The organism is Aureimonas psammosilenae, assembly GCF_009176975.1.
GTDB lineage: Bacteria > Pseudomonadota > Alphaproteobacteria > Rhizobiales > Rhizobiaceae > Plantimonas > Plantimonas psammosilenae.
Map to the genome: position 1 here is coordinate 296,827 of NZ_WEZG01000004.1, position 15,327 is coordinate 312,153.

Here is a 15,327-nt window from a genome sequence, read left to right on the forward strand (position 1 = left end):
AACGAGCCTTCGCGGATTGACGCGGTGAGCGCTCTTTGGCACTCGAGATACAGAACAGGCCTTGCCGAGGATAGACGCTCGGGGATAGACGGATATCCCGAAAGGTCTATCCCATGCCGTTTCACGTGAAACATCCCGAAGCCGACGCGCTCGCCCGCGAACTCGCGACGCTGCGCCGGTCCGGCCTGACGGAAGCCGTGCGCCACGCCTTGGTCCTGGCGGTGACGGCCGAGAAGAAAAAGGCGTCGCTGGCCGACATCGCCATATCCTTTGCAAAGGAAATCGACGCCGCGCGGGCTCAGCGCTGATGCTCGTGGACGCTTCGGCGCTCGCCGCGATGTTGGACGACGAGAACAAGGCGCGTTCTTTCGCCAATCGCCTCCAGCATGTGGAACAGCGCGTCACCACGCCGGCCTGCGTTCTCGACGCGGTCGTGCTTCTGAATGAGCGAACCGGCATCGGCACCGAACGCCTCGCGGAGATCATGGCGCGCTTCCTGCCAGCCATGGGCATCCGCACATTGACGCTCGCGCCCTCGCTTTTGCCGGCGGCGACCGAGGCGATGGTGCGCTTCGGCGAAACACCCTCACGATCGGACGGACTCACTGCCAACCAGTGCCTGTCCTATGCCGCGGCGCGCTATTTTCGCATGCCGCTTCTGTTCGACGATCCGCGCTTCGCCGCCACCGATATCGAAGCTGGTTGACGCTTCATCGAAGCCGGTTGACGCTTCGCGCCGATCGGTGTTCACACCGCCCTGTTGTTCAAAGTCGAAAGCTCAAAGCTCATGACGATCCGCGTCCACAAGGGCGATCTTCCCGACCTGTCGCGCTATACCGGACCGGTGGCGATCGACACCGAAACGCTCGGCCTCGATACGCGGCGCGACCGCCTTTGCGTGGTGCAGTTATCGCCGGGCGACGGCACCGCCGACATCGTGCAGATCGCCAAGGGGCAGCGCGAGGCGCCGAACCTCGCCAAGCTTCTCGCCGATCCGTCCAAGACCAAGATCTTCCATTACGCGCGCTTCGACATCGCCGCCCTGTTCCACGCCTTCGGGGTGATGACGACGCCGGTCTTCTGCACCAAGATCGCCTCGCGTCTGGTGCGCACCTATACCGACCGCCACGGTTTGAAGGATCTGGCGCGCGAACTCATCGGCGTCGATCTGTCGAAGCAGCAGCAGTCCTCCGACTGGGCGGCGGAAACGCTCACCCCCGCGCAGATCGAATATGCTGCGTCCGACGTGCTTCACCTCCACGACATCATGGCGGTTCTGATGAAGCGCTTGGAGCGTGAAGAGCGCGGCGATCTGGCCAAGGCGTCCTTCGCCTATCTGCCGACGCGCGCCCGCCTCGATCTCATGGGTTGGGACGAGCAGGACATCTTTTCCCACTCGGTCTGAAGTCGCCTAGCGGGCAAACCGGCTCGCCACCGCGTCGATCAGCGCGTTGGCGACCGTCATGCGGGAATTGGCGTGGTCGCGCCGGTTCGCCGGAACGCGGTCAGGATGGTTGGAGCGGGCGAAAAGCCGGCGCACCATCTTCAGATCTTCCAGCGAGGTCACGGCGTCGAGCCCGAGCTCGAAGGCGATATCGGAGGGATCGAGGCTCGGCAGCGGGCCGGTGGAACCTTGAACGGGTGTGGAGGCGATCGGCGGAACGAAGGTGCTGTGCCGGCCCTCGTTCTGGCGATAGGCGGCGCGGGACGCTTCGCCGTCCACGTCGCCAGCGCGCGAGAAGCCGTCGAGTACCTGCCAGAAATCCGCCCCGGCCGCCCTCGCGCGGTATCCCGGCCCGCCGTCGGCCGGGCCGGACTTGCGGCCCATGTCCTGAAGGATGTCAGCGAACTCCATACGACGCTACTCCCGACCCATCCCCACACTACACTGGAGACGCGACGCAGCCTGCACGGTTCCCCTGAAGGAGAAGTAAAGCCTCATGGGAACTCTGCTCGCCCGCTCGGCTTCCCTTTCAATAGATGTGGGAGGATGCCATGGCCGACATGAAACTACCGGGAAAGACTTCCCCAAAAGATACAGATAACCACGAGGACGGCCCGTTGCGGGGTGGAAAGCCCGTTCCGCCCGAACAAAGCGACGATCATCCGAGCAAGGAAGCCGAGGAGCGCTCGCGGCAGGTGCGCGAGGGCGATCACCCGCAAGGCCAGGAAAACCAGTAGTTCCCTACCGTATCCGCGCGCCTTTCCTGGTGCCGCGCGCGGCCGCTTCTTCCAAGACGGCGAGAAGCCGCTCCACATCGTCGGGCTTCAAGCTGTCCACCGTTTCGGCAAGGCGATTGGCGAGGCGCGTGGCGGCGGGCGACAAGCCGCCCGTATCGATCGCGACGCGCGGATGGGAGAGTTCGGCCAGGCGCTCCAACTCTTCTGCATCGTCCCAGATGACGTTGAGATAGCCGATGATGCGCTGGAGCATGTCCCAGGTCGGGCGTCCGCGCCGTCCGTGTTCCAGCGCCGACAGATAGGCGTTCGACACGCCGAGCGCTTCGGCCATCTCGCGCTGCGTGACGCCGCGCTGGCGGCGAAGCAGGCGGATGCGCTCGCCGAAGGGCGTCACCGGCGGCGAAGGCGCAGGTAGAACGCCCCCTCCCCGCCATGGCCGCGCGCCGCGCTTTCGAAACCGGCGACGAGCCCGCGAAATTCCGGCGTTTCCAGCCAATAGGGCAAGGCCCGGCGCAGCGCCCCGCGCGAGCCCATCGACGCGCCGCGCCCGGTGATCACGAGGACGTGGCGCATGCCTTCCGCGCTGGAACGGCGCAGGAAGCCGAGAAGCGCATAATGGGCGACCGCTTCCGTCATGTCGTGAAGGTCGATCCGCCCTTCGATCGGCAGCCTGCCCTTGGCGAGCTTGCGCCGCACGGGGCGCTCGATCGGATGAAGCGGCGGCGGGCCGATGCGCTTCGGGGCAGGTTTCGCCGCGAGGGGACCGGGCGCCTGGGACGCGGCTTGCGGCTTGGGCAGTTCGGGCGGCGGCGGGGCCGGCGGCTCGGGGACAGACGGCACGAGGCGGCCGGGAAGCGGCAGAACGGATCGGGCGACGCCCGCCCAAAGGCGCGCTTCCTCCTCGCCCAGAACCCTGCCCTTTCGCTTTCTCACGGCAGGCGGTCCGCGAGAGCCGTCGGCAGAAGCGCGAAAAAGTCGCCCGGATGCCGCACCCGTCCCGCCTCCCGGCCCGCTTGCCTGCCCGAGCCGACGAAGATATCGGCGCGGGCCGGCCCGAGGATCGCCGAACCGGTATCCTGCGCGACCACGAGATGCGCGAAGGGCGCGTCGTTCAACACCAGCGATGGCGCATGGATGAAGAAGGGCGTGCCGAAGGTGTGAAGTTCGCGGTCCACTGCAATGGAGGCCATCGGACTCAGCGGCACCTTGGCGGCGGCGACCGGCCCGAGCGTCTCGTCGGCGACCTCCGCCTCGCGAAAGAAGATGAAGGAGCGGTTGCGGTCGAGAAGCGCGCGAACGCGTTCGGGATGGGCGGCGAGCCAGGCGCGGATGCCGTCCATATCGGCTTGCTGAAGCGTCAGTTCGCCTTCCCCGACGAGGATGCGGCCGATCGCGGTGAAAGGGTGGCCGGTCTTGGCGGCATAGGTGACGCGCAGGCGTCGCCCGTCCGGCAAAGCGAGGCGGGCCGAGCCCTGGATATGGATGAAGAAGGCGTCCACCGGATCGGCGAGCCACGCGATTTCGAGGCCCCGTCCTTCCAGGAAACCGGCCTCGATCGCCGCGCGATCGGGATATTCGTCCAGCATTCCGTCTTCGCGGCGCAGGGCGAAGCGGAAATACGGGTCCATGCCGGGCGGACGCGACACGTCGTCGATCTTCACGAGATCGTGCGGCTGGCGATAAAGCGGAAAGCGGAAACCGGCGTCGGGATGAAGGCGGGCGTCGACTTCCGGCTCGTAGTAAGCGGTGCAGAAGCCCTTTGCCGCCGGATCGTCGGCTTTCGCGGAAACGAAGACCGGCGTGAAATGCGTCTCGAAGAAGCGCTGGGCATCGCTTGGGGAGGTGGTCCCGGCAGCTTCAGCGGCGGCGCGAAAACTCTCCGCCTCGATCCCGAGCGAACCGGTCTTCACCTCACCTTCGATGAAACGGGGAGCCGAGCGGCGAAAGGCGGCGAGCGCGAGCGCATGGTCGGCCGCATCCCAACCGGAGAGGTCGGCGAAGCGGCGCTTGGAAAGAAGGGGAGACAGCATGGCGGCCGGAAGGTGCTTTAGGAGAAGGCTTCCGGGTTGTGGCGCGCCGAAGCTAAGGGATCAAGCCCCGGCGCACCCGCAAGGATCAGGCTTCGGCGGTCTGCGTTTCCACGATCTTCCAGTTCGGATCGCGCGAGCGCGGATCGCGGGCGAAGGTCCAAAGGTCGTGCACTTCGACCACCGCCTCCGGATCGCCGTCGATCACCTGACCGGAAGCGTCCGTGACGGAACTGATGAGCTGCGAGACGATGCGCACCGTCACGAGGATTTCGCGGTCGCGCACCGCGCCGGACACGATCTTGGCCTCGTTGATGCCGATGAAAGCCGACTTCATGGTTTCGCCGCGCTTTTCGCGCTCGCCGATAGCCTGCTCGAAGCCGGCATAGGCCTCCTGCGACAGAAGATTGCGAAGCGTCTTGCGGTCGCCCTCGGCAAATGCGGTCAGCACCATCTCGTAGGCGACCTGCATCCCGTTCAGGAATTCGGCCGGGTCGAAGGCACGGTCGGCGTCGCGGATGCGGCGAAGATCGGCATTGGCGGGATCGCTCGGCGGCACAACCTTGTCGATGGCGGCGTAGCGGTCTTCCGTGGTCGCGTCGATCACCACCGGCTCGCGACGGCCGGGCAGCGTGACCACCGTTCCTTCGCGGTTCGACGGCGGCGGGGCCTTGTCGGTCCGGGCTTCGGGCCGGCTATAGGGATCGAAGGGCGGACGCTCGTTGCCGGTACGCTGCCCGAGGACCCTGCGTAGCTGGAACAGGACGATCACGGCCACGACGATGATGATGATCGTCCCGAAACTCATTCGCCGATGGTCCTTTTCAAAAGCATCGTGGAAAACCCGTCTTCGGCATATAAGCGGGGTCCTCGATCATTCAAAGCGGCCCCTTGCAGTTCGGGGCTCCGTTTTCGAAATGTTGAAGGCTCCCACCCCGCCTTTCGCGCGTTAAGGGAAACAAGGACGCGAGAACGCCACGCCCGATTCATGAACCGGAATTCGCAGATGCCGCTTGCCCTCATCCCTCTTCTGCTTCTCGCGGTGCCGATCGTCGAGATCGCGACCTTTATTCTGGTCGGCAACTGGATCGGCGTTCTGCCGACGCTCGGCCTCGTCGTGTTCAGTGCCGTCGTGGGTGCCTTGCTCTTGCGCCGACAGGGCCTGTCGACGCTTCGGCGCATCCAGACCGAGACGGCGGCGGGCCGCGTTCCGGGCCGCGATCTGGTGGACGGCGTCCTGATCGTCGTCGCCGGAATGCTGCTTCTGACGCCCGGTCTCGTCACCGACGTCTTCGGCTATCTCCTGTTCGTGCCGGCGGTGCGGGACGTGGTGCGGCGGTTCCTCGCCCGGCGCGTCGTGGTGTCGGCATCCGCCCGGATGGGCGGAGCTGGACGGCGTGGCCCGAATGACAAGCCCGCGGGCGGCCAGCCGGAGATGGTGGAACTGTCGTCGGAGGATTTCGAGCGCCGCCCCGACCCGGACTCGCCTTGGAACGGACCGCACGAAGGCAACCGCACCCTTCATTGACGCTTCAGGGCGAGGCCCGAGACGCAGCCGCCCTCCTTGTCAGTGGCGAGGCGATGGGTTAGCGCTGACGCCCGATTTCGAGCCGATGGCCGAGGGCGTCATTCGCCCTTTCACGCGAAAAAGAGGTTCCCGATGTCCGACGCCACCAGCCAGACCAACGGCACGCCCGCCGAGGTGTCCCCGACGCTGAACATCCTCGCGCAGTACATCAAGGACTTCTCGTTCGAGAGCCCGAATGCGCCGGCCTCGCTGCGCCAGAACGGCCGCAACCCAACCATCAACATCGGCGTCAATGTCGGCGCCAATCCGGTGAACGGCGCGGCGGGCGAATACGACGTCAAGCTGTCGCTCGACGCGAAGGCCGGTGAAGGCAACGAAACGCTGTTTCATGCCGAACTCGAATATGGCGGCGTGTTCCGCTTGCAGAACTTCCCGCAGGAACACCTCCTGCCGGTGCTCTTCATCGAATGCCCGCGCCTTCTGTTCCCCTTCGCGCGCCAGATCATCGCGGACGCCACGCGCAATGCCGGCTTCCCGCCCTTGATGATCGACCCGATAGACTTCGCGCAGCTTTTCCAGCAGCGCATGGCCGAAGAGCGCGCCCGAGGCCAGGTCGGCAACGCCTGAGAACGGCGGATATCAAACGACAAGGGCGCCTCGCGGGCGCCCTTTTTCGTATCGGCCTTCTTGAAGGTTCAGGGCTTGGCGGGAAGCTCGTCCTCGTTCGCTTCCTCGTCGTCGTCGCCGATATCCTCGCCGATGAGGCTCTGGTCCTTCACGCCGCGAAAATCGTTGTCGGTCCGGCGCACGAAATTGCCGAGAAGGTCACCCTGCTCGACCTTGTCGCCGCCGGTGTCGACATCCGCTTCCGACTTCTTCTCGCTATGCATCGTGTGCCACATGGAGGTCGCACTCCTTTCGAAATCCGGAAAGGGTAATCCGTCAGGCGGCTGCGGGTTCCAGCCGCGTCAGGCGGCAGGCGTCTCGGTCGCAGGCTCCAGATGGGAAAGCCACAAAGCGTCGCTTCCCAGCGTTCCGATAAAGGCGCGATGGCGTTCGATCTCGTCCGGGGACAGGCGGCTGCCGAGCGGCACGGGGCGCGGCCGGATGCGGGACGCCCCGCCGGTTTCGCTGCCGCCCGCACCGTTGTCGCCGGCCGACACGAGGCCGAGCGCGGCCTGACGCCCGCCGATCAGCTCGATATAGACTTGCGCCAGAAGCTCGGAGTCGACCAGCGCGCCGTGCTTGTCGCGCTTCGTGGTGTCGATCTGGAAACGCGAGCAAAGGGCGTCGAGGGTGGCGGGGGCCATCGGGAACTTGCGCCGCGCCATCTGCAGCGTGTCCACCACGCCTTCCATGGAAATCGCCGGGCGCTGGAGACGCGCGAGTTCCGCGTTCATGAAGCGGATGTCGAAGCTGGCATTGTGGGCGATCAGCCTCGCATCGCCGAAGAATTCGAGAATATCCTCCACGACCTCGGCGAAAAGCGGCTTGTCGGCCAGCATCTCGTCCGAGATGCCATGGATCGCCAGCGCTTCCGGGTGAACCTTGCGGTCGGCAGGGCGGATGAAGCGATGGAAGCTCCGGCCGGTCGGGATATGGTTCCAGAGCTCGATGCCGCCGATCTCGATCAGGCGGTCGGCCTCGAATTCGAGGCCCGTGGTTTCCGTGTCGAAGACGATCTCGCGCATGGAAAGAGATGTCGCGCGCCGCGCGGCGTCCCGCAAGGGGCCCCGGGCATCATCCCCTAGGAAAGCCGCTCCACCAGCGCCTTTACCTCGGCGCGCGTGGTCTCGATCCCCTTCGCGGTGTCGAGAACGAAATCGGCGCGGGCGCGTTTTTCGGCGTCCGGAACCTGCCGCGCCAGGATCGCCTCGAACTTTTCCGCCGTCATGCCGGGGCGAGCGAGAACGCGGGCGCGCTGGACGTCCTCGGGTGCAGAGACCACCAGCACCTTATCGACGCGCCCTTCCCCGCCGGTCTCGTAAAGAAGTGGAATGTCGAGAAGAACGAGCTTCTCGCCCTTTTCCCGCCTTGAGCCGAGAAAAGCCGCTTCCTCCGCCCTGACGCGCGGATGGACGATGGCCTCCAACCGCTTCACCTTGTTCTCGTGCCCAAGCACCTGTTGCGCCAGACGCACGCGGTCGACCCGGCCCTCTGCCACCGTGCCGGGAAAGGCCGCCTCGATTTCGGCGGCGAGCGGGCCGGCATAAAGGCGGTGCACCGCCTCGTCGGCGGAATGAACGGGCACGCCCGCTTCGCCGAACATGGCGGCGACCGTGGATTTGCCCATGCCGATCGAGCCGGTGAGGCCGAGAACGATCACGGGTTCGCCGCGATATCGGCGAGGACGGCCTCCCGCAGCGCCTCGTCCACAGGGGGGCGGCGGCCGAACCAGCGCTCGAAGCCCGGCACCGCTTGATGGAGCAGCATTCCGAGCCCGTCGGCGGTGCGAAGCCCCCTCGCCCGCGCCGTCGCCAGGATCGGCGTTTCGAGGGGCACGTAGACGATGTCGGTGACAAGGGCGTGGTCGGGAAGCCTGTCCAGATCGGGCACGGCGAGTTCGCTGGCGGGAACCGTGTTGACGAGAAGATCGCAGGTCGGGAGTGCCTCGGTGATCCGCGCCCATTCGAGGGGATGAACGCCCGGTCCGAAGGCTTCGCTCAAAGCCTCGGCGCGCGCCATTGTCCGGTTCGCCACATGAACGCGCGCGATGCCGCGGACGAGAAGCGCGTGGACGACCGCCCGCGCCGCGCCCCCTGCCCCCAGCACCAAGGCCTCGCCCGCATCCCCCCAGCCGGGCAGGCGCTCGTCGAGATTGGCGGCAAAGCCGTGAGAATCCGTGTTGCCGCCGACGAGCGTTTCGCCCTCGAACCAGAGCGTGTTCACCGCGCCGATGGCCTCTGCCGCCGGATCGAGGCGGGACGCGGCGCGATGGGCGGCTTCCTTGTGGGGGATCGTGACATTGCCGCCGGTAAAACCTTGGGCAACGAGGCTCGCGAAAAAGGCCGCCGCATCCTCCGGCGCGACCGCGATCCTCTCGTAGGAGCCGGCAAGGCCGAACGCCCGCAGCCAGGTTCCGTGGATCAGCGGCGAGCGCGAATGGCGGATCGGCCAGCCGCAAACGAAGGCTCTGGGGAAGAACGGGTCGGTCATGCTTCCCTTCTAGCGGGCGAGCGAGGAGGGAGACAATCGGCCTTCCGCTTCACCATCGCAGACCGTAGACTCCATCGCAGCCGGAGGGAGGACGAGCGTCGTGGATAAGGAGCACAGGAACGGCCCATGCCACTGCGGTTCCGTTCGGTTTCGCGTGCGCTTGTCGCAAGGTCTTGCAAGCGCGAGGCGCTGCAACTGCTCCTATTGTCGGATGCGCGGGGCGGTCGCCGTCACCGCCGGGATGGGCGATCTCGAAATCCTCGAAGGCGAGGATATGCTGACGCTCTACCGGTTCAATACCGGTGCCGCGCAGCATTGGTTCTGTAGCCGTTGCGGGATCTATACCCACCACCGGCGTCGGTCGAACCCGGATGAACTCGGGGTCAACGCCGCTTGTCTGGAAGGCGTCAGTCCCTTCGATTTCACCGAGGTGCCGGTCAACGAAGGCGTGATCCATCCAAGCGACCATCACGGGCCGGCACGTTCGCAGATCGCCGGCGTCCTGCGCTATTTTCCATCCGGCTGAAACCGTCACCCCTCGATCGCACCGAGACGACGAAGCTCGGCCAGAAGCGGCAGGAGCGGCAGGCCGACGATCGTGAAGAGGTCGCCCTCGATCCGCTCCATCAGTTGGATGCCGCGCCCCTCGATCTGGTAGGCGCCGACGCTGGTCAGCACCCCCTCGCCCGCCGCCGCCAGATAATGGCCGATGAATTCCGGCGAAAGATCGCGCATCGTGAGACTCGCCACCCCGACGTGACGCCACACCGCCTCGCCGTCGCGGGCGATCACCACGGCGCTGTTCAGGCGATGCGTCTGGCCGGACAGCGCCAAAAGGGTGCGGCGCGCTTCCTCCATGTCGGCGGGCTTGTGGAACACGTCCGGCCCGAGACTCAGCGTCTGGTCGGCGCCGATCACGAAGGCGTCGGGGTGCTTTTCGGAAACATCCACGGCCTTCGCCTCGGCCAGGATCTCGGCGACATCCTCCGGCCCCGCGCCGGAATCCTTCAACGGCGCTTCCAGCGCGCGCTCGTCCAGCGTCGAGGGCACCACGTCCAACCGGAGCCCCGCATCCAGAAGGAGCTTGCGCCGGTGAACGCTGCCGGAAGCCAGAACGAGGCGGGTCATGAAAAGGGCTCCTTCGAATGGACCGGACAGGCTCGGCGACGGACTCGATTCGGGGTGGGAAGGCAAGGGGAAGCGGCAATCATCCCCCTTTTCCTTCGCCCCCTGTTGATGGCGGCGGGACAGCCAGGCACCTTTCCCGCCGCGTCGAGCGAGGACGGGAAAAGCGCCGGTTTGTCCACATCGCGACGCAGTGCCTGCCCTGGTGAAGGGCGATTGTGGATTCCTGGGGACGAACCGCGCCGTCCTCCGTTGTTCAAGACTTATCCACAAGGGGTGGAAACGCGCGGCCTGTCGCAAGCTATTGGCGTGGCTGGCGAAATCGAACCTTCCCCCGATCCCGCCAGCCGCCCCGTCGATTGTCCCCCGGCAACGGCTGTAAGCGGCATTTGCGGTGGTGCCCTTGAAGCGGCGTGAATTCCGGCTATCCACCGACTCTAAGAAATAGAATCTCTCAAGAAAGAGATTTTAAGATGGGAAGGGAAGGAAAGCCGGCATGGCGAAGCGACGGCTCATCCAAGTCCTCGAAGGCGAGAGGCTGACGCCTCCCCCGATCTGGCTGATGCGACAAGCGGGCCGTTATCTCCCCGAATATCGGGAAACGCGCGGGAAGGCCGGAGGCTTCCTCGACCTTTGCTATAATCCAGACCTCGCCTGCGAGGTGACGCTTCAGCCGATCCGCCGCTTCGGCTTCGACGCCTCCATCCTGTTCTCCGATATCCTCGTGATCCCGGATGCGCTCGGGCGGAACTTGCGCTTCGTGGAAGGCGAGGGACCGCGTTTGACGCCCATCACCGAAGAGGAGATCGGCAAGCTCGATCCCTCGCGCGGCGAAGAGCACTTAAGGCCGGTGATCGAGGCGGTGAGGCGCATCCGCGACAGCCTGCCGGACGAGACCGCGCTGATCGGCTTCTGCGGCGCGCCCTGGACGGTCGCGACCTACATGATCGCCGGGCGCGGCACGCCCGATCAGGCGCCGAGCCGGCTTTTCGCCTATCGCGCGCCCGACGTGATGGACCAACTTCTCGCCACCCTCGCCGATATGTCGGCCGATTATCTGCTGCGCCAGTTGGAAGCGGGCGCGGACTGCGTGCAGATCTTCGAGTCCTGGGGCGGCGTCCTGGAAGAGAACTCGTTCCGCCGCTTTTCCATCCTGCCCACCAAACGCATCGTGGAGCGCGTCAGAGCGCGGCGGCCGGATGCGAAGGTCATCGGCTTCGCCAAGGGCGCCGGCGCGCTCCTGGAGGCCTATAAACGGGAAACAGGGGTGGATGCGGTCGGCCTCGACTGGACGGTGCCGCGCGAGGTCGGGCAGCGCCTTCAAGAACAGGGAACGGCCGTCCAGGGCAACCTCGACCCGCTTCGCCTCGTTGCCGGGGGCCGGGCGCTGAATGAGGGGGTCGACGCCGTGCTCGACGCCTTCGGCCAGGGCCCTCTCGTGTTCAATCTCGGGCATGGCATCACGCCCGACGCACCGCTCGCCCATGTCGAGGCGCTCGTCAGGCGCGTGCGCGACTTCAAAGGATAGGCATGGATCTCGATCTCTGGATCAAGGCGTTCCACATCGTCTCGCTGATCGCCTGGATGGCGGGCATGCTCTACCTGCCGAGGCTCTTCGTGTATCACACGGAAGCGGGGCCCGGCACGCCGCAGGCCGAAACCTTCAAAGTGATGGAAAAGCGCCTGCTGCGCGGCATCATGACCCCGGCGATGATCGCCACCTGGGCCGCCGGCCTTTGGCTCGCCTGGAGCATGTACGCCTTTCAGGGCGGCTGGCTCCACGCCAAGATCGCCCTCGTCGTGGCCATGAGCGGCCTTCACGGCTATCTCGCCGCGTCCGTGAAGAAGTTCGCCACCGATCGCAATACCAAAAGCTCGCGCTTCTGGCGCATGCTCAACGAGGTCCCGGCGCTGATCCTCGTCGCCATCGTCATCCTCGTGGTGGTGAAGCCGTTCTGAGAAACGGGCGGATGAGCCTTCCAACCAACAAGGACATCGTGCCGCCGGCGCGCCCGGCGGTGCCCAAGCATGTCGAGGAAACGGTCAAGCTGACCGGAACCTTCGTCAACAATATCGCCGTCGGCATCACCCTATCGGGCGGGGTCGTGCCTTTGATCGGGCTGGCGCTCGGATCGCTTCCCGCCGGGACGTCGTTGTATCTCATCGTCGGCGTGTCGGCCGTTTGCATCTTTGCCGGAACGGTCCTACATTTTCTCGCACGCCACTACGTTCGACAGGAGTTGAGCCGATGAGTGCGACGGATCTTGCCCTGATCATGACCGGACCGGCGCTGCTCTTCATCGCCGGCGTCGCCACGATCGCGATCGCCAAGAGACTGCGCTGACACGGGATCGCGAAAGCACCGCTATCGCCGAAGACCGGAGCTGTCTTTTGGCGCTGGCGGAACTCCAGTGCCTTGCTACGCAAGGTTTGGAAAGTGGCGGAAGCGATCGTTCCAAGAACGAAATCCTGGCAGCCGCTCGCGCCCGCTACGCCTCTCACCCTTACGCTTTACCTCTGTGAAACCGGCGGAGCCTCTTCGCTCGAAGCCCCGCCTCCGCTTTCTCCGCTATTCCTTCGGCAGTTTCCACGCGATCACGGCATCGCCGAGTTTGGTGCCGAAAGAGCCGTGGCCACCGGCCACCGCGAGAACATACTGGCTGCCGTCGCGGCCCGTGTAGGTCATCGGCGTCGCCTGGCCGCCGGCGGGGAGGCGGCCTTTCCAAAGTTCCGCGCCGGTCTGGGCGTCGTAGGCGCGCAGGTAGTAATCCAGCGTGCCGGACAGAAAGGCGACGCCGCCTGCCGTCAGGATCGGGCCGCCGAGATTGGGAACGCCCATCGGGAAGGGGATCGGCAGGACGGGCATGGAATCGCGCGTCGTGCCGTTCTTGTGCTTCCACACGATCTTGCCGGTGGTGAGGTCCGCACCCGCCACATAGCCCCAGGGCGGCGACTGGCAGGGCAGGCCGATCGGCGACAGGAACGGCTTCAGCTCGATCGCGAAGGGTGCGCCGAAATTCTCGTTGAGGGCCGGCAGGTTGCCTTCCGGGCTCTGCGGGTTGACGTAGAGCCGGTCCGGGTTCTCGCGCGGGATCAGCTTCGACACGAAGGCGAGAGTGGTCGGCGTCGTGAAGGCGGTGCCGTTGCGCGGATCAACCGCGATCGAGCCCCAGTTGAAGACGCCGAGATTGCCCGGATAGATGATCGAGCCCTGTTCGGAGGGCGGCGTGAAGCGGCCCTCGTAGCGATAACCTTTCAGCGCGATGCGGCAGGCAAGCTGGTCGAACATGGTCGCGCCCCACATGTCGCGGCCGGAAAGCGGAGCGGGATCGAAGGAAAGGGCGGATTTCGGCTGCGTCGGGTTGGTATGGTCGCCGCGCGCCGCGCCGCCGGGGGCGGGCACCTCGTCGATGGGCAGAACCGGCTCGCCGGTGCGCCGGTCGAGCACGAAGAGTTCGCCCTGCTTGGTGGGTTGCACCAGGGCCGGAACGCTTTGGCCGTTGATGTCGAGGTCGATCAGGCTCGGCTGGGCGGGAACGTCGTAGTCCCAAAGATCGTGATGCACGGTCTGGAAAACCCAGCGCAGCGCCCCGGTCTGGAGATCGAGCGCGATCACGGAGGAGGAGATGCGTTCCACTTCCGGGGAGCGGTTGCCGCCCCACTGGTCCGGCGGCTGGTTGCCCATGGGCGCGTAAACGAGGCCGAGCGTCTCGTCCACCGCCATGGTGGACCAGGAATTGGGCGAGTTCGGCGTATAGGTTTCCCCTTCCGGCAGGGGCTGCGTGCTGTCGGGCTTGGCGCTGTCGAAGGCCCAGCGCAGCGCCCCCGTCTCGGCGTCGTAGCCGCGAATGACGCCCGACTGCTCCTTCGTGGAAACGTTGTCGAGAACCGTGCCCGCCACCACGATCAGCCCGCGCGCCACCACGGCGGGGGAGGTCGAGTAATAAGCGCCGGGCTTCACGTTCGGCATCTGGCTCCAAAGGTCGATCTGCCCGGTGCCGTTGCCGAAAGCGCGGCAGACATGGCCGGTTTCCGGATCGAGCGCGATCAGGCGGCCGTCCGCCGTCGGCATGAAGAGCTTCGCCGGGCAGGCGGCGGCACTTTCGCCCGTGCTGGCTGCCACCGGCAGGCGCGCATCCTCGGTGCCGGAAGCGGCGGGCGCCGCCGTTTGGGCGGCGGCCGCGGGCGTTCCGTCCATCAGCGTTGTCGGAGCAGGGGCGGAGGCGCCGGTTTCGGCATCCTGACCGGCGGGGGCAGGGGGCACGTCATTGGCGGCGACCGCGCCCGTTCCCGCATGATAGGACAGGCCGCGACAGGTGAGGTGCTGCAGCGCGAGTTCGCCGCGTATCTGCGGCTGGTAGCGCCAGATCTCGCGGCCGGTTTCGGCGTCGAGCGCGATGACGTTCTGGTGCGGCGTGCACAGGAACAGGCGGTCGCCGATCTTCAAGGGCGTCGCCTCGAAGGTGGTTTCCTCGGGGTCCCCGGGCCCTTTGCGGTCGCCGGTGTTGTAGGTCCAGGCGACTTGGAGGCGCGAAACGTTTTCGGGCGTGATCCCTTCCAGCGGCGAGAAGCGCTGGCCGAAGCCCGTGCGCCCATAGGCGTGCCATTCGCCCGCCGGGATGGAGGCGGCGTCGGCTGGAATGGCCCCGCCGGCATCCGCCAGACGGCCCTCGATCCGCGTCGGGTCCTTGAATATGCTGATCCCCGCGACACCGAGCGCGAGGGCGAGCGAGGCGGTGAGAACCAGCCCGCCGCCGTGGAGGATGCCCGGCACCGTGCGCCGCCGGTCGAGAGCGTCGGCGACGCTCGGGCGGTCGAGCGAGCGCGTGATCCAGGGCAGAAGGAGGAGGGCGCCGAGCACCATCACCACGTCGCCGCGCGCGGCCAGCGGCCACCAGTCGAGCCCGACTTCCCAAAGCGCCCAGGCGAGGGTGGCCAAAACGAAGATGCCGTAGACGACGAGCGCGGCGCCCGACCGCCGGGCGAGAAGAACCGCCGTCACCAGAAAGGCAAGCCCCGCGACGACGTAATAGGGCGTGCCGCCGAGCGCCACCAGCCAAAGGCCGCCGATGCCGGACGCCAGCCCGCAAAGGGCAAGAAGAACCACAAGCGTCCAAAGGACGATGTTGCGATGGCGCTGCATGGGCTCGACTTCCCTCGAAAGCTCGCGGGCGCATCTCTTTGCAGAAAGCCCCGCACGCCAAGGATGTGGCGGCGCGTTGTCATGGCAAGACCGCCGCTTCGCGGATGGAACGGGAGGAGCTTTGCCGCCGACCGACTGGACAGGAAGGCCCGCCACCCCATACTGCC

The 15,327-nt window shown here is 66.3% G+C and carries 21 protein-coding genes; 10 read left to right on the forward strand and 11 right to left on the reverse strand.

Annotated elements, in window-relative coordinates:
* The first annotated feature begins 113 nt into the window (after positions 1-113).
* From F9929_RS10140 to F9929_RS10150, 3 genes are all read left to right on the forward strand, one after another.
* On the forward strand, positions 114-308 hold the full coding sequence (locus F9929_RS10140; RefSeq protein WP_152046437.1) for a type II toxin-antitoxin system VapB family antitoxin: 195 nt from the start codon (positions 114-116) through the stop codon (positions 306-308).
* Positions 308-706: a type II toxin-antitoxin system VapC family toxin gene (locus F9929_RS10145; protein WP_152046438.1), complete on the forward strand. Its 399-nt coding sequence runs from the start codon at positions 308-310 to the stop codon at positions 704-706. The genes F9929_RS10140 and F9929_RS10145 overlap by 1 nt, the downstream gene beginning before the upstream one ends.
* Positions 707-787: 81 nt before the next feature.
* Complete coding sequence (locus F9929_RS10150; protein ID WP_152046439.1) at positions 788-1,405, forward strand: ribonuclease D; 618 nt, start codon at positions 788-790, stop codon at positions 1,403-1,405.
* A 6-nt stretch (positions 1,406-1,411) separates the two neighbouring features.
* On the opposite strand, the gene F9929_RS10155 is transcribed toward F9929_RS10150, so the two are convergent.
* A complete protein-coding gene (locus tag F9929_RS10155) occupies positions 1,412-1,855 on the reverse strand; it encodes a hypothetical protein (RefSeq protein ID WP_152046440.1) in 444 nt (147 codons plus the stop codon).
* A 140-nt stretch (positions 1,856-1,995) separates the two neighbouring features.
* On the opposite strand from F9929_RS10155, the gene F9929_RS10160 reads away from it, so the two are divergent.
* Positions 1,996-2,181: a hypothetical protein gene (locus tag F9929_RS10160; protein WP_152046441.1), complete on the forward strand. Its 186-nt coding sequence runs from the start codon at positions 1,996-1,998 to the stop codon at positions 2,179-2,181.
* Between the two features lie 4 nt (positions 2,182-2,185).
* Here the strand turns inward: F9929_RS10160 and F9929_RS10165 are convergent, their stop codons facing one another.
* The 4 genes from F9929_RS10165 to F9929_RS10180 all read right to left on the reverse strand — a co-directional run bounded on the left by F9929_RS10165 (position 2,186) and on the right by F9929_RS10180 (position 5,016).
* Positions 2,186-2,575 (reverse strand): helix-turn-helix domain-containing protein, encoded by a 390-nt coding sequence (locus F9929_RS10165; protein WP_152046442.1) that lies wholly within the window; start codon positions 2,573-2,575, stop codon positions 2,186-2,188.
* The gene (locus F9929_RS10170) at positions 2,572-3,114 is read right to left on the reverse strand and encodes a Smr/MutS family protein (protein WP_152046443.1); all 543 of its coding nucleotides are present in this window, start codon (positions 3,112-3,114) and stop codon (positions 2,572-2,574) included. The genes F9929_RS10165 and F9929_RS10170 overlap by 4 nt, the downstream gene beginning before the upstream one ends.
* Positions 3,111-4,211, reverse strand: coding sequence for a murein transglycosylase A (gene mltA, locus F9929_RS10175; RefSeq protein ID WP_152046444.1), 1,101 nt, complete (start codon positions 4,209-4,211; stop codon positions 3,111-3,113). Before mltA ends, F9929_RS10170 begins: the two co-directional genes overlap by 4 nt.
* A gap of 85 nt (positions 4,212-4,296) precedes the next feature.
* Positions 4,297-5,016 carry a Tim44/TimA family putative adaptor protein gene (locus F9929_RS10180; RefSeq protein WP_152046445.1) on the reverse strand — a complete coding sequence of 240 codons (720 nt, stop codon included), beginning with the start codon at positions 5,014-5,016 and terminating at the stop codon, positions 4,297-4,299.
* 198 nt (positions 5,017-5,214) lie between these two features.
* Between F9929_RS10180 and F9929_RS10185 the strand changes: the two genes are divergently transcribed.
* Both F9929_RS10185 and secB read left to right on the forward strand, forming a co-directional pair.
* A complete protein-coding gene (locus F9929_RS10185) occupies positions 5,215-5,736 on the forward strand; it encodes an FxsA family protein (RefSeq protein ID WP_152046446.1) in 522 nt (173 codons plus the stop codon).
* 132 nt (positions 5,737-5,868) lie between these two features.
* Positions 5,869-6,363 carry a protein-export chaperone SecB gene (gene secB / locus F9929_RS10190; protein ID WP_152046447.1) on the forward strand — a complete coding sequence of 165 codons (495 nt, stop codon included), beginning with the start codon at positions 5,869-5,871 and terminating at the stop codon, positions 6,361-6,363.
* Positions 6,364-6,431: 68 nt separating this feature from the next.
* Here the strand turns inward: secB and F9929_RS10195 are convergent, their stop codons facing one another.
* The 4 genes from F9929_RS10195 to F9929_RS10210 form a co-directional block, all read right to left on the reverse strand.
* Positions 6,432-6,638 (reverse strand): hypothetical protein, encoded by a 207-nt coding sequence (locus F9929_RS10195; protein WP_152046448.1) that lies wholly within the window; start codon positions 6,636-6,638, stop codon positions 6,432-6,434.
* Between the two features lie 66 nt (positions 6,639-6,704).
* On the reverse strand, positions 6,705-7,427 hold the full coding sequence (gene dnaQ / locus F9929_RS10200) for a DNA polymerase III subunit epsilon (protein WP_152046449.1): 723 nt from the start codon (positions 7,425-7,427) through the stop codon (positions 6,705-6,707).
* Between the two features lie 56 nt (positions 7,428-7,483).
* On the reverse strand, positions 7,484-8,062 hold the full coding sequence (coaE, locus tag F9929_RS10205; protein ID WP_152046450.1) for a dephospho-CoA kinase: 579 nt from the start codon (positions 8,060-8,062) through the stop codon (positions 7,484-7,486).
* The gene (locus F9929_RS10210) at positions 8,059-8,892 is read right to left on the reverse strand and encodes a shikimate dehydrogenase (RefSeq protein ID WP_152046451.1); all 834 of its coding nucleotides are present in this window, start codon (positions 8,890-8,892) and stop codon (positions 8,059-8,061) included. The genes coaE and F9929_RS10210 overlap by 4 nt, the downstream gene beginning before the upstream one ends.
* A 100-nt stretch (positions 8,893-8,992) precedes the next feature.
* Here F9929_RS10210 and F9929_RS10215 point away from each other — a divergent pair, with 100 nt between their 5' ends.
* Positions 8,993-9,418 carry a GFA family protein gene (locus F9929_RS10215; protein ID WP_152046452.1) on the forward strand — a complete coding sequence of 142 codons (426 nt, stop codon included), beginning with the start codon at positions 8,993-8,995 and terminating at the stop codon, positions 9,416-9,418.
* A 5-nt stretch (positions 9,419-9,423) separates the two neighbouring features.
* On the opposite strand, the gene F9929_RS10220 is transcribed toward F9929_RS10215, so the two are convergent.
* Positions 9,424-10,020, reverse strand: a complete 597-nt coding sequence (locus F9929_RS10220; protein WP_152046453.1) for a Maf-like protein — start codon at positions 10,018-10,020, stop codon at positions 9,424-9,426.
* A gap of 493 nt (positions 10,021-10,513) precedes the next feature.
* On the opposite strand from F9929_RS10220, the gene hemE reads away from it, so the two are divergent.
* From hemE to F9929_RS10235, 3 genes are read left to right on the forward strand one after another with little or no spacing between them, the layout of a single operon-like run.
* Positions 10,514-11,545, forward strand: coding sequence for a uroporphyrinogen decarboxylase (hemE, locus tag F9929_RS10225; RefSeq protein WP_152046454.1), 1,032 nt, complete (start codon positions 10,514-10,516; stop codon positions 11,543-11,545).
* A gap of 2 nt (positions 11,546-11,547) precedes the next feature.
* The gene (gene hemJ / locus F9929_RS10230) at positions 11,548-11,976 is read left to right on the forward strand and encodes a protoporphyrinogen oxidase HemJ (RefSeq protein WP_152046455.1); all 429 of its coding nucleotides are present in this window, start codon (positions 11,548-11,550) and stop codon (positions 11,974-11,976) included.
* 11 nt (positions 11,977-11,987) lie between these two features.
* Complete coding sequence (locus tag F9929_RS10235; RefSeq protein WP_152046456.1) at positions 11,988-12,269, forward strand: hypothetical protein; 282 nt, start codon at positions 11,988-11,990, stop codon at positions 12,267-12,269.
* 317 nt (positions 12,270-12,586) lie between these two features.
* Here the strand turns inward: F9929_RS10235 and F9929_RS10240 are convergent, their stop codons facing one another.
* Positions 12,587-15,160 (reverse strand): glucose/quinate/shikimate family membrane-bound PQQ-dependent dehydrogenase, encoded by a 2,574-nt coding sequence (locus F9929_RS10240; protein WP_152046457.1) that lies wholly within the window; start codon positions 15,158-15,160, stop codon positions 12,587-12,589.
* Positions 15,161-15,327: the final 167 nt, after the last annotated feature.

Excerpts from the sequence above, each read along its gene's own strand:
- F9929_RS10140 (WP_152046437.1), top strand. The coding sequence starts at position 114 with ATGCCGTTTCACGTGAAACATCCCGAAGCCGACGCGCTCGCCCGCGAA.
- F9929_RS10145 (WP_152046438.1), top strand. The coding sequence starts at position 308 with ATGCTCGTGGACGCTTCGGCGCTCGCCGCGATGTTGGACGACGAGAAC.
- F9929_RS10150 (WP_152046439.1), top strand. The coding sequence starts at position 788 with ATGACGATCCGCGTCCACAAGGGCGATCTTCCCGACCTGTCGCGCTAT.
- F9929_RS10155 (WP_152046440.1), bottom strand. The coding sequence starts at position 1,855 with ATGGAGTTCGCTGACATCCTTCAGGACATGGGCCGCAAGTCCGGCCCG.
- F9929_RS10160 (WP_152046441.1), top strand. The coding sequence starts at position 1,996 with ATGGCCGACATGAAACTACCGGGAAAGACTTCCCCAAAAGATACAGAT.
- mltA (WP_152046444.1), bottom strand. The coding sequence starts at position 4,211 with ATGCTGTCTCCCCTTCTTTCCAAGCGCCGCTTCGCCGACCTCTCCGGT.
- F9929_RS10180 (WP_152046445.1), bottom strand. The coding sequence starts at position 5,016 with ATGAGTTTCGGGACGATCATCATCATCGTCGTGGCCGTGATCGTCCTG.
- F9929_RS10185 (WP_152046446.1), top strand. The coding sequence starts at position 5,215 with ATGCCGCTTGCCCTCATCCCTCTTCTGCTTCTCGCGGTGCCGATCGTC.
- secB (WP_152046447.1), top strand. The coding sequence starts at position 5,869 with ATGTCCGACGCCACCAGCCAGACCAACGGCACGCCCGCCGAGGTGTCC.
- F9929_RS10195 (WP_152046448.1), bottom strand. The coding sequence starts at position 6,638 with ATGTGGCACACGATGCATAGCGAGAAGAAGTCGGAAGCGGATGTCGAC.
- dnaQ (WP_152046449.1), bottom strand. The coding sequence starts at position 7,427 with ATGCGCGAGATCGTCTTCGACACGGAAACCACGGGCCTCGAATTCGAG.
- F9929_RS10210 (WP_152046451.1), bottom strand. The coding sequence starts at position 8,892 with ATGACCGACCCGTTCTTCCCCAGAGCCTTCGTTTGCGGCTGGCCGATC.
- F9929_RS10220 (WP_152046453.1), bottom strand. The coding sequence starts at position 10,020 with ATGACCCGCCTCGTTCTGGCTTCCGGCAGCGTTCACCGGCGCAAGCTC.
- hemE (WP_152046454.1), top strand. The coding sequence starts at position 10,514 with ATGGCGAAGCGACGGCTCATCCAAGTCCTCGAAGGCGAGAGGCTGACG.
- hemJ (WP_152046455.1), top strand. The coding sequence starts at position 11,548 with ATGGATCTCGATCTCTGGATCAAGGCGTTCCACATCGTCTCGCTGATC.
- F9929_RS10235 (WP_152046456.1), top strand. The coding sequence starts at position 11,988 with ATGAGCCTTCCAACCAACAAGGACATCGTGCCGCCGGCGCGCCCGGCG.
- F9929_RS10240 (WP_152046457.1), bottom strand. The coding sequence starts at position 15,160 with ATGCAGCGCCATCGCAACATCGTCCTTTGGACGCTTGTGGTTCTTCTT.